We start from the raw sequence: 11,414 nt of genomic DNA on the forward strand, positions 1-11,414 counted from the left end.
CTCCTCTTGGGTGTCCCCCACTCCAAAAAGAGAACCCCCCCGCCCTGGACCCCCCCCCTTTTTCCCCCCCCCCCCCCCCCCCTCCACCCCCCCCCCCCCCCCCCCCCCCCCCCCCCCGGTACCGGAAGCCCGAACGCGAGAACATCCGAGATTCGACGCTCCAATGGCTCGACGCCGCCTCACGCGTCCACGTGGTCCAGATCGCTGCCGTTCACGCAGGTGGGGCTTTCCTTACACTCCCCAACGACAGGCCACTGACCAGGGCAAATGGAGAACTCTCACTGGAGTACCAAGGGAGCGCAGCTCTGGTCCGCGGCCGGCTGGCAGACGGTTGTTCCAGGCCGACCCGCTGCCAGCCCCGTACACAGGGGCGATCGGTATCAGCGGCGCTGAGGTTATGCCGTGTGTTAGTCTGACGCGTTTGCGTGGTCATCGCGGTGGGCGATTCTGTCTGTTCCGTTCGACTGTGCACGGGCTGTCCAAACCTGCCGGGCCTTCCTCGGTAAGTTCCCTTGCGGAAGGCTGTTTATGAAGCATCTCCATGACTCCGGTGTCGCTCACGGCAGTCCCGCCCAGCCTGGGGCAACGACCCCGACGCTGCTCCCGGCCGTCACCTTCGCCGGTCTGGAACTGCCGACGGAGGTGCTGCGGACACTGAGCGAACTCGGGGTGCGCGAACCCTTTCCGATCCAGGCCGCCACACTGCCCGATGCCCTGGAGGGGAGCGACATCCTGGGACGCGGGCGCACCGGATCAGGCAAGACGCTCGCTTTCGGCCTGCCGCTGCTCGTACGGACGGCCGGGCGGCGCGCGGAACCGAAGCAGCCCCTTGCTCTGATCCTGGTGCCTACCCGGGAGCTGGCCCAACAGGTCACCCAGGCGCTGGCGCCGTACGCCGAGGCACTGCGGCTGCGGATCGCCACGGTCGTCGGCGGAACGTCGATCGGCCGGCAGGTCGCCGCGCTGCGCCAGGGAGCCGAGGTGGTCGTCGCCACCCCCGGACGCCTGCACGACCTGATCGAGCGCAACGCCTGCCGCATGGGACGGGTGAGAATCACCGTGCTGGACGAGGCAGACCAGATGTCCGACTTGGGATTCCTGCCGCAGGTTGCCGACGTGCTCGACCAGGTGCACCCCGACGGTCAGCGGATGCTTTTCTCGGCCACTCTCGATCGCGACGTCGATCAACTGGTCCGCCGCTACCTCCACGACCCCGTCGTCCACGCGGTCGACCCGGCCGCGGGCACGGTCACGACGATGGAGCACCACGTTCTGGTCGTCCACGGCCCCGACCGCTATGCCGTCATCACGGAAATCGCCGCCCGCGACGGCCGCGTACTGCTCTTCCTCGACACCAAGCATGCCGTCGACCAGCTCACCCGGCATCTGCGGGCCAGCGGGGTGCACGCCGGGGCCCTGCACAGCGGCAAGTCCCAGCCACAGCGCACACGGACCCTGGCGCAGTTCAAGAACAGCCAGATCACCGTTCTGGTGGCGACCAATGTCGCGGCCCGTGGCCTGCACGTCGACGACCTCGATCTCGTGGTCAACGTCGACCCGCCCACCGACGTCAAGGACTATGTGCACCGGGCGGGCCGCACCGCCCGTGCCGGTGAGTCCGGCAGCGTGGTCACGCTCGTGCTGGCGGGCCAGCGCCGCGAGACGAGCCGCATGATGGCCGGGGTCGGCATCGAGCCGACCGTCACCAAGGTGCGCTCGGGCGAGGCGGAGCTGAGCCGGATCACCGGCGCCAAGACTCCCTCCGGGATCCCGCTCGACGGCGGGCCCACCGTCCCCCGACCCAAGAACACCAACGCTCCCTTCCGCGGCCTCGGCACCAGCAAGGGCACCTCCCGCGGCGCCGGCGGCAAGTCCCGAAAGGCGGGCGAGGCCCGCAAGCTCGCCGAGGCCCGCAGGGCCGCCCTCGCGCGTCGCAACGGCTGAGAGCCGTTGCCCTGGCAGCCTGGCCACGGGATCGACCACCCTCGGCCCGGCCCGAAGCCGTCCTGTGTGCCTCACCTACGAAGTCAACGCCTTTGGCCGCGGGAGGGATGCCCGCCGAAACGGGGCAGGATGATGTTGCCGGCGCCTCGCACTGCGCCCGGCATGACAAGCTGTGCTTGCCCCCCCCCGAACCCAGGAGGTCACCATGACCGCAGAGCCCGTATCCACGGAAGGTTCGGAGCCGGCTGCCCCCGAGACGTCCCCTCTGGAGCCGGACAGCGACGGCAACTACGACCTCAAGCGCAAGTTCCGCGAAGCCCTGGCGCGCAAGCGCGGTGCGCAGGCGGATGCCGGTGATATTGCCGCCAAGTCCGATGCATCGAAGGTGCGTTCGGCGCACGGCCCGGCTGCGAGCCAGCGGTCGTTCAGGCGCAAGAGCGGCGGCTGAGTCGATGAGTCCCGCGATCTAACCGCTTCACCGGCACTCGCGCGTCCCGTGCAGTGGCCCGCGACGTGCGCATGCCCGTGTGCGCGTTGCGGGCGGGGCGTAGCCGGTGACTCGCCTGGGGGAATGGCCCAGATGCGGTTGGCTCGGGTCGGTGGCGCCGCCGAACTGGAATTCCGGGATGAGGGCACTGCCTTGTCCGAGGGTACGCGGCCGGTGTTGCGCGCCGTGCGTGCCCCTGTACCGCTGTGAAAATCGACTGCGGTTGTCCGGGGTGACGGTAGACATCCGCGTGGCAAGGACATTCCTTCCGCGTCCTGCTGCGGCTGAACGACGCACAGACGGTCGCGTTCCGGGCAGCGGTCGCCGTCGTGCCCAGCCACGACGTGCAGGTGCCGGCCTGCCCCGAGTGGACGCTGTCCGATCTTGTGCAACATCTGAGCGGGGTGCACCGCCGCCATGTCACCGGTTCCTCCCATGGCTTCGGCCGCGAGTTTGCGCAGGCGGCCCTGGAGCGCGGCGACAGGGTCGTCGCCCGCAACACCGACTCCCTCGCGGACCTGCCGGCCGCCCACGGCGAGGATCCGCCTCGTCGAGTCCGGCGGCTTCGGCACCGTCCGGTCCGGGCGTACCCGACCTCGATGGTCGCGGGGCCGCCACCGGAACCGCGGACCGTGCTGCCGGGCCGCGGCTCAGGCGTCGATGATGACGGGGATGATGAGCGGCTTGCGACGGTGGGTGCGGAACGCCCAGTTCGCCACGGCGCGGGCGAGGAGCTGTTCGAGTTGGCGCGCGTCCCCGACGCCTTCCTCGGCCGCGGTGGCCAGGGTCTTCTCGATGACGGGGATGACCGGTTCGAAGGTGGTGTCGTCGTGGACGAAGCCGCGGGCCAGGAAGTCGGGGGCCTCGGCGAGGGCGCCCGTGTCTGCGTCGACGATCGCCACCACCGTGACCACGCCTTCGGCGGCGAGGGTGAGGCGGTCCTTGAGGGACGCTTCGGTGGCGCCGCCGACTTCCATGCCGTCCACGTAGACGTTGCCGGCGGGGACCTTGCCGGTGATGGAAGCCCGCCCGTCGACCAGGTCGACGACGACGCCGTCCTCGGCGATGACGACCCGGTCGGGGTCGACACCGGTACGGATGGCGAGGTCGGCGTTGGCCCGCAGATGGCGCCATTCGCCGTGCACGGGCATGACGTTCCGGGGCTTGACGATGTTGTAGCAGTAGACGAGTTCGCCGGCGCTGGCATGCCCGGAGACATGCACTTTGGCGTTGCCCTTGTGGACCACGTGGGCGCCCCACCGGGTGAGTCCGTTGATCACCCGGTAGATGGCGTTCTCGTTGCCGGGGATGAGGGAGCTGGCGAGCAGGACGGTGTCGCCCTTGCCGATGCGGATCAGGTGGTCGCGGTTGGCCATCCGTGACAGCGCGGCCATCGGTTCGCCCTGGGAGCCGGTGCACACCAGCGTGATCTTGTGGTCCGGGAGCTTCTCCAGCTCCTTCGTGCTCACGACCAGACCGGAGGGGACCTTCAGATAGCCCAGGTCACGGGCGATGCCCATGTTGCGGACCATCGACCGGCCGACGAAGGCGACCTTGCGGCCGTGCTGGTGGGCGGCGTCCAGGACCTGTTGGATGCGGTGCACGTGGCTGGCGAAGCTGGAGACGATGACCCGGCGCGGCGCGGTGCGCATCACCTGCTCGATCGCCGGGTTCAGCTCTCGCTCGGAGGTGGTGAAGCCGGGTACTTCGGCGTTGGTGGAGTCGGTGAGGAACAGGTCCACGCCCTCCTCGCCGAGGCGTGCGAAGGCGCGCAGATCGGTGATGCGGTCGTCGAGAGGGAACTGGTCCATCTTGAAGTCGCCGGTGTGCAGCACCATCCCGGCCTGGGTGCGGATCGCGACCGCGAGGCTGTCGGGGATGGAGTGGTTGACCGCCACGAACTCGCAGTCGAAGGGCCCGAAGCCGCGCCGGTCGCCCTCCCGCACCCGCACCGTGCGCGGCCGGATGCCGTGTTCTTTGAGCTTGGCCTCCAGGAACGCCAGCGTCAGCTTGGAGCCGACAAGGGGAATGTCGGACCGCTCGCGCAGCAGGTACGGCACGCCGCCGATGTGGTCTTCGTGGCCGTGGGTGAGGATAACGGCCACGATGTCGTCCAGCCGGTCCCGGATCGAGGTGAAGTCCGGCAGGATCACGTCCACGCCGGGCTGGGTCTCCTCGGGGAACAGCACGCCGCAGTCGACGATGAGCAGCTTGCCCGCGTGCTCGAAGACGGTCATGTTGCGGCCGATCTCACCCAGGCCGCCCAGGGCGATGACCCGCAGCCCTCCTTCGGGAAGCGGCGGGGCGGCTTTCAGCTCGGGGTGCGGATGACTCATACCCTGACGGTACCCGGAGAGCGGGACAGGTGATCCATTGCCTGCGCGATCTCCCTTTCCCGGCGGAGCGGGGCACCCGCAGCGTGCCTCGGCAGGATCGAGAAGATCTCGTGCGCCCTGTCGCGTTTTCCGGCGTTCGCTGCCTCCCGGCGGGCCTCGGCACTGGTCCACTCGCAGTAGTCGAGACTCGGGTGTCCTAGGCGCTCAGGAGCAAGTGGGCTGCGAGGGCCCCGAGGCAGCTTCCTTCGCCGGGCAGACAGATGGCGGTGTCCCAGAAGCGCTTGCCGCTCCCGCCCGCCGTGCAGGAAGCCGATGCGGTGTCCCGTCGAACTCGACGACGAGGTCGCGCGGGGGCGGCTCGTCCGGTCTCGAGCCGGTTCCGGGAAGTCCAAGGTGACGGCGTGTGGGGAGGGGCCGGTCACGCATGATCGGTGGAGCCCCCGGAGAACAGCCGGCGGCGGGGAGAGGCCATGCCTCGGCGCAGCCTTGTGCAGAAGAAGGGCGCGAAGCTGCTTGATCACCATCGGCCGAGCCTCACGGGCGATCCAGCCCTTCTTTCCGGGCCGGATGCTGGCGCGTTTTCGCTAGCGGCTTCCGTCATGCCGTTATAGCGTTGTGATCAGCAGTCGTGGTTCCGAAGTTCTGTTCGCCCGTGATCGCCTCACGGGCGTTCTTGCTGTTCAGCACCTCTCCGGACCAGGGCGATCACCTCCCGGTCGCGCAGCGTGCGTGCCCGGTTTCCCTCAAAGGAGACAGTCATGGCCAAGGGCACAGTGAAGTGGTTCAACAGCGAGAAGGGCTTCGGCTTCATCGAGCAGGAGGGCGGCGGCCCCGACGTCTTCGCCCACTACTCCAACATCGCCAGCCAGGGCTACCGCGAGCTGCAGGAGGGCCAGAAGGTCGAGTTCGACGTCACGCAGGGCCAGAAGGGCCCGCAGGCTGAGAACATCCGCCCCGCCTGATCGCGCCCCGGTAAGGGGGGCCCGGCATCCCGGCTTCGGGACGCCGGGCCCTTACCGTCGCACGACGGTTCATCTGACTACGGGGTGCGGCCGGGCGCTGGCCTGGGCGGCTTGCAGTCCTCGATCCGCTCTCTGGCAGAGAGCTGTGGCGCAAGAGCGCAGGCGGCGCCTTCACCACCACGCCGTTCATGGCGGGCGATCGGATCTGGGCCAGTGACCGTACTGGGGTCCTGCACGCGTGGGATCAACCAGCCGGAGTACGGCCCAGCTGCCAGCGTGGTGGAGCGAAGAAGGCCGTGGACAGCCCGCCGTTGAGAGCCGCATGATGTTCGTCTCCACCAGCGGTGGTTGGCTGCAAGCGTGGGAACTGCCGTGAGGACTCGCCCGCCGTAGCCAAACAATCACATGCCCGATCCCGGGCTAGTGCGGAAGGGTTGGGCTGGTCGTGGTCCGCCAGATGTGAGCTGGTGCCACCACACACGCCCGACGCTTGAGTGCGGCGATGGCAGTGTGGGGCGATCTCGTGGGCAGCAAGCTGATCACCACGGGAGACCCACCCGAGTGGCTGAACCCTGAGCCGTCCTGAGACGTCGTTTCACTTGGCCAAGCGGCATTCCGACGTTCCCCGCCGAACGCGCCCCCACCCCCAGGCGCGGCCCCGCGATCCTCACTCGGAGTGGGGCGCCCCATTCGTGCGAAGGTGGTCCAGGGCCACCCGGGCCGCAGTGCCGAGGACGTCCTCGTGGGTGGGTGCCCCGAGTGTCAGCGGCCGGGTGAGGACGGCGATCGCATACCGCCGCCCGTCGGGAAAGGTGACCACCCCGACGTCGTTGCTGACGCCACCCGGCACGGTGCCCGACTTGGACGTGACCAGCACTTCTGGCCCGAAACCGGTGGCGATCTTCCGGGTGAGCCGCTGCTATCCTATCACCCGGCGCAGGTTCGAGCACGCTTCGGCAGGACCGGCCTCGTCCCGCCAGACCGCGCGGACCAGGGCGGCCAGGTCGTCGGCGGTCGCACTGCTGATCCGCCCCGGCCGCATCCCCGGCGACGCCAGCACCCGCTGCCACATCGCCTCGCCCTCCTCCGGCGACGTGGCGTCCCGGATCGCGTCGGCCATCGCTCCCGGAATCGCCATGCGCACACGTACAAGAGCGTCTCTCGTGGCCGCCGCCGCTGGGTTCCTGCTCGTCGCCACAGTGGGCAGTTCCGCAGCCTCGAGCGACAGCCAGCCGGTCCACCTGGTCTCACCCACCGACCCTTACGCCGCCTGCGACATCAATGGCGACGGGACCGGCACCAACTACCTGTCCGCAGAGGGCGAACCGTACGTCACCGCAAGCGCCCGCGACCCGCACAACGCGGTCGGCATCTTCCAGCAGGACCGCTGGTCCAACGGCGGCGCCCGGGGTCTGACCGCGACATACACCCGCGACGGGCGGCACTTCACCGAGACGCCGCTGCCGTTCTCACACTGCGCGCCGGGCGGCTCAACCACCAGCGCGCCTCTGATGGCTGGGTGAGCACCGGCCCCGACGGCACGGTCTACGCCAGCGGTCTGGTGTTCGACGCCACCGACGCACGGAACGGAGTGGCCGCCTCGACCTCGTACGACGGCGGACGCACCTGGAAGCACACCACCCGCCTGATCGACGACACACAGGCCCAGTTCACCGACGACAAGAACGCCGTCACGGCCGACCCTGCCCACCCCGGCGTCGCCTACCAGGTCTGGGACCGCATCGACGAGGACGACTCTGCCAAGGTCTACGACGGGCCCGCCTACATCTCGATCACCCGCGACGGCGGCCGGCACTGGACCGAGGCACGCCCGTTCGTGGACACCTCCGTACCCGAAGTCGATCCCAACGCCCCCACCGACGCGACGAGGCCACGGCCACAGCCCCAGCGCGCACCGCAGGAACGCTGGGAGCCCGGCCGCACAGGCTCGTCCGGTGATCGAAGAGGCGTCGCAAAGCGGCCGAAGCTGCCGGAACTTCGGGTTCATGTGAGGCGCAAGGTAAACAGAGCGCCATTTTTCCTGTGAGCCCTTTGTGTGACTGTTGTGGTCACGCCAAGATCCCCTCTGCGTCGGGACACCCCCATGCTCCCGTCGCAGGGAGGAGAGGGCATGTTGCCCCCGAAGCACCAGCGGCGGTTCATAACCTGCACCGTCGTAGCGGCCGCGTTCGCACTGGTAAGCGCCCAGTCGTTCGCGGCGTCGAACAACGCAAGACCCCGCCCCTGGCAGGCGAGCCACCAGGCCGCCATGGGCCGGCAGCACATCAAGGCGGTGCACGCGGGTCACGGCATGTCCGCGTTCGCCGCGGAGGGCGATGACGACGGGGCCGACGAGGCGGAGAACTCCGCCGAGGCGACGGCCCAGTTCACCGAGGCCCGCACCGCACCCGGTGTGGTCGCGCCGGGGGCCTACGGGGCGGCCTGGCAGCAGCTGCAGTCGATGCGGCACACGGCGGGCGGCTGGGACCACGTCACCAAGAAGGCGTACAACTCCGACGACCCCCGCTACCGCGATGTGAATTCCAACTCCAGTGGCGGCGCGGGCGACGTGACCGGCCGGATCACCGGGATCGCCGCGGACGACCAGGGGTATGTGTACGCGGGCGGCGCCAACGGCGGTGTCTTCCGCTCCACGACCGGCGGCGGGCACTGGAAGCCGATCTCCGACAAGCTGCCGTCCCTGTCGACGGGCACCCTCGCCCTCGACGGTCAGAAGCGGCTCTGGTACGCCACCGGCGAGTCCAACACCGGGGCGACGTCCTTCGTCGGTACGGGCGTGTACGTCCTGAAGGACCCGCGCCACGGCCAGTTCCAGCCCGGCGACCGCGTGGGCGGCGCCGAGCTGGAGTCCACCGTCATCCATGCGCTGCGGTTCGCCGGCACCAAGGTGTGGGCGGCCACCAGCACCGGCGTCTGGTCACACTCCACGACCACCCTGTCCGGACCCTGGAAGCAGGAATTCGCCCCCAACCCGGACTATCTGCCGGGCGGTTCGAAGGCGGACGACCCGAGCGCGCCGTACAAGAACATCGCCAACGACATCGCCGTGGATCCCAAGGACCCGAACAAGGTCCTTCTCGCGGTCGGCTGGCGTGGCGGCGACACGTACAACGGGCTGTACGCGAAGGCGGACGACGGCAGCTGGAAGCCGGTCAGCGGCCTCGGGGACCTGCCCGCCAGCAGTGCCGACGTCGGCAACATGACCTTCGCCGCGGCGGCGGACGGCTCGCGCCTGTACGCCATCGACCAGTCGCCGGCGCAGATGGCCGCCAACCCGGACAGCGGGCTGAAGGGCGTGTACGTGTCGAAGAGCGGTTCGCCGTTCGGGCCGTGGACGCTGATCGCGGACTACACCAAGCTGAAGGCGTCCGGATCCGCGCTGCAGAGTGCCGGCTACATGCCCGGCATCCAGTCCTGGTACAACCAGTTCCTCCAGGTCGACCCGGCCAACGCCGACCACGTCTACCTCGGTCTGGAAGAGGTCTTCGAGACCAAGAACGGCGGCCAGAGCTGGACCGTTCCCGGCCCGTACTGGAACTTCCCCTTCCCCTGCTGGAGCATCGACCCGGCCAAGCAGACCGGTGACTGCTCGCCCACCACCCACTCCGACCAGCACGCGGTGGCGATCGGCAGCTACAAGGGCAAGACCTGGGCGTACGTCGGCAACGACGGCGGCATCTACCGCCGCCCGCTCAACGGCGCCGTCGACTCCGGCGGTCACGCAAAGGACTGGCAGTCCCTGAGCGACGGCACCCTCGACACCCTCCAGTACTACTCGGTGGGCGTCGGCAAGGACCTCACCAACGGCGGCGTCTCGGTGACCGGCGGCCTGCAGGACAACGGCCAGTCGATCCTGCGCGGCCACGACAAGGTCATGGGTTCGAACTTCGGCGGCGACGGCGGCGACACCATCGCCGACCCCGCCAACGGCTGCAACATCGCCGCCGAGTACGTCTACCTCGACATGTGGGTCACGCAGAACTGTGGTGTCAACGACGGTTCCTGGCCGACGGACCCGTCCAAGGCCACCGAGTACGAGGTCGCCCCGCCGGACAAGGACCAGGGCGGCGCGGGCGCCCGCTTCATCGCGCCGATCGCCGCCGACGCCAAGGACACCAACACCTGGATCGCCGGCGGCCGGCACGTGTGGGCGAACACCAAGGGCTTCGCGATCCGCTCCGGCAAGGAGTGGACGAACGCGTACGACCTCGGCGAGGGCCACGTGGCCACGGCCGTCGCCTCGTCCGGTGGCACCGTGTACGTCGGCTGGTGCGGCCCCTGCAACAACCAGGGCTTCACCCGGGGCATCGCGGTCGGCAACGCCGACGGCACCGGCTGGCACCAGCTCAACCTCCCCGTCGACGGCACCATCCCGAACCGTTACGTCTCCGGCTTCGAGATCGACCCGGCCAACGCCCAGCACGTGTACGTGGCGATCAACGGCTTCTCCCGCAAGTGGACCGAGGGCCCGGGCGCGGGCGTCGGCCACGTCTTCGAGTCCAAGGACGGCGGCGCGAGCTGGACGGACATCTCGGCCAACCTGCCCGATGTCCCCGCCGACACGGTCAAGCTCCTGCCGAACGGCGGCCTCGCCCTCGGCACCGACCTGGCCACCTTCTACCGGCCGGCCGGCGCCACGAAGTGGCTGGTCCTGGGCCACGACCTGCCCACCACGGCCGTGATGCAGCTCCGCCTCGGCCCCGACGGCAAGCTGTACGCCGCCACGCACGGACGCGGCATCTGGTCCTTCGACGTACGGCGCCTCAAGGGCCGCAAGGACTGATCACCACCCGTACGCTGCGTAGCACGACGACGGCCGGTGCCGCCCGACCCGGGGGCCACCGGCCGTCCGGCGTTCGGGTTCACCGCACCGGATACGCCGCCACACTCAGCCGGAGCGTGAAGAGCGGCGCGCCCTCGGGACCCCAGGTCACGGATGCCGATCCGATGCGCGCGGCACGCACCGTGACCCGGGTGACGCCCCTGCCGCCGGTGGCGGAGGAGGTCACCAGCGCCAGCATCGGGTTGCTGCTGCGCGGCTGCGGCCAGGAGCCCTGGGCGCGGGGCTCCAGGACGACGGTCACCGTCGTACCGGATCGCACACACAGGCTTCGGACCGAGGCATCCCCGGCGCTGTGGGTGATCGTGGCAGAGCCTGCCGGGCAGCCTGACGACGCAGAGGCCGCAGGGCGGGGCTTGGCGGTGTCCCTGGGTGGCGACGACGGAGTCTCGGGAGGTGCTGTCGCCGATGGCGACGTGGCCGGCGAGGCTCGGTGACCTGCCCTCCCTGTACTGCTTGACGACGGCGTTGTGGCGCGCGGGTCGGCGGAAGAGCGCGGTGGCGTGGAGCCGGAGTGGGCGCTGCTGCCGCTGCCTCCGCAGGCGGTCAGCAGGCAGCCGACGGCAACGACGGCGGCCCCGAACCACGACCCTCTGAGCACCGGCCTGCGTCTTTGCTGCTCCAGCGCCACAACTGCCTCCTCACGTCACCGCACGCCACTGTGACGTCCGGGTCCGGCGCCCGGTTCCTGCGCCCATAGTCCCGTGCTCATACACAAAGGTGGGGGACCGGGGTGGCGCCGGGGGGGGAGAGTGGGGTTGTTGGGGGGAGGGGGGAGGGGCAGGGGAATGGGGGGGGTGGGGGGGGGGAGGGGTTCCATCCAG

Annotated in this window: 10 protein-coding genes; 6 read left to right on the forward strand and 4 right to left on the reverse strand. The window is 69.7% G+C overall.

Features of this window, described 5'->3' with window-relative positions; genetic code table 11:
* The first annotated feature begins 528 nt into the window (after positions 1-528).
* Positions 529-1,944 (forward strand): DEAD/DEAH box helicase, encoded by a 1,416-nt coding sequence (locus ACZ7HQ_RS16950; protein ID WP_470990091.1) that lies wholly within the window; start codon positions 529-531, stop codon positions 1,942-1,944.
* Between the two features lie 205 nt (positions 1,945-2,149).
* Entirely contained in the window at positions 2,150-2,392 is a 243-nt protein-coding gene (locus tag ACZ7HQ_RS16955; RefSeq protein ID WP_470990093.1) for a DUF5302 domain-containing protein, read from the forward strand.
* A gap of 689 nt (positions 2,393-3,081) precedes the next feature.
* On the opposite strand, the gene ACZ7HQ_RS16960 is transcribed toward ACZ7HQ_RS16955, so the two are convergent.
* Positions 3,082-4,767 (reverse strand): ribonuclease J, encoded by a 1,686-nt coding sequence (locus ACZ7HQ_RS16960; RefSeq protein ID WP_470990095.1) that lies wholly within the window; start codon positions 4,765-4,767, stop codon positions 3,082-3,084.
* Positions 4,768-5,525: 758 nt separating this feature from the next.
* Between ACZ7HQ_RS16960 and ACZ7HQ_RS16965 the strand changes: the two genes are divergently transcribed.
* Complete coding sequence (locus ACZ7HQ_RS16965; protein WP_014670069.1) at positions 5,526-5,729, forward strand: cold-shock protein; 204 nt, start codon at positions 5,526-5,528, stop codon at positions 5,727-5,729.
* Positions 5,730-6,396: 667 nt separating this feature from the next.
* Here the strand turns inward: ACZ7HQ_RS16965 and ACZ7HQ_RS16970 are convergent.
* Complete coding sequence (locus ACZ7HQ_RS16970) at positions 6,397-6,630, reverse strand: serine hydrolase (protein WP_470990694.1); 234 nt, start codon at positions 6,628-6,630, stop codon at positions 6,397-6,399.
* A gap of 18 nt (positions 6,631-6,648) precedes the next feature.
* Positions 6,649-6,867, reverse strand: a complete 219-nt coding sequence (locus ACZ7HQ_RS16975; RefSeq protein WP_470990096.1) for a hypothetical protein — start codon at positions 6,865-6,867, stop codon at positions 6,649-6,651.
* 25 nt (positions 6,868-6,892) lie between these two features.
* Here ACZ7HQ_RS16975 and ACZ7HQ_RS16980 point away from each other — a divergent pair, with 25 nt between their 5' ends.
* The 3 genes from ACZ7HQ_RS16980 (at position 6,893) to ACZ7HQ_RS16990 (ending at position 10,533) form a co-directional block, all read left to right on the forward strand.
* Positions 6,893-7,252 (forward strand): hypothetical protein, encoded by a 360-nt coding sequence (locus ACZ7HQ_RS16980; RefSeq protein WP_470990097.1) that lies wholly within the window; start codon positions 6,893-6,895, stop codon positions 7,250-7,252.
* Positions 7,249-7,776, forward strand: a complete 528-nt coding sequence (locus ACZ7HQ_RS16985) for a sialidase family protein (protein WP_470990099.1) — start codon at positions 7,249-7,251, stop codon at positions 7,774-7,776. The genes ACZ7HQ_RS16980 and ACZ7HQ_RS16985 overlap by 4 nt, the downstream gene beginning before the upstream one ends.
* A gap of 84 nt (positions 7,777-7,860) precedes the next feature.
* Positions 7,861-10,533, forward strand: a complete 2,673-nt coding sequence (locus tag ACZ7HQ_RS16990) for a WD40/YVTN/BNR-like repeat-containing protein (RefSeq protein ID WP_470990101.1) — start codon at positions 7,861-7,863, stop codon at positions 10,531-10,533.
* A 79-nt stretch (positions 10,534-10,612) separates the two neighbouring features.
* On the opposite strand, the gene ACZ7HQ_RS16995 is transcribed toward ACZ7HQ_RS16990, so the two are convergent.
* On the reverse strand, positions 10,613-10,834 hold the full coding sequence (locus ACZ7HQ_RS16995) for a hypothetical protein (RefSeq protein ID WP_470990103.1): 222 nt from the start codon (positions 10,832-10,834) through the stop codon (positions 10,613-10,615).
* Positions 10,835-11,414 lie beyond the last annotated feature (580 nt).

This window comes from Streptomyces sp. NPDC037290, from assembly GCF_055603245.1.

Bases quoted from the DNA above. Each gene is read 5' to 3' on its own strand.
- ACZ7HQ_RS16975 (WP_470990096.1), bottom strand. From the start codon at position 6,867: ATGGCGATTCCGGGAGCGATGGCCGACGCGATCCGGGACGCCACGTCG.
- ACZ7HQ_RS16990 (WP_470990101.1), top strand. From the start codon at position 7,861: ATGTTGCCCCCGAAGCACCAGCGGCGGTTCATAACCTGCACCGTCGTA.
- ACZ7HQ_RS16955 (WP_470990093.1), top strand. From the start codon at position 2,150: ATGACCGCAGAGCCCGTATCCACGGAAGGTTCGGAGCCGGCTGCCCCC.
- ACZ7HQ_RS16960 (WP_470990095.1), bottom strand. From the start codon at position 4,767: ATGAGTCATCCGCACCCCGAGCTGAAAGCCGCCCCGCCGCTTCCCGAA.
- ACZ7HQ_RS16965 (WP_014670069.1), top strand. From the start codon at position 5,526: ATGGCCAAGGGCACAGTGAAGTGGTTCAACAGCGAGAAGGGCTTCGGC.
- ACZ7HQ_RS16950 (WP_470990091.1), top strand. From the start codon at position 529: ATGAAGCATCTCCATGACTCCGGTGTCGCTCACGGCAGTCCCGCCCAG.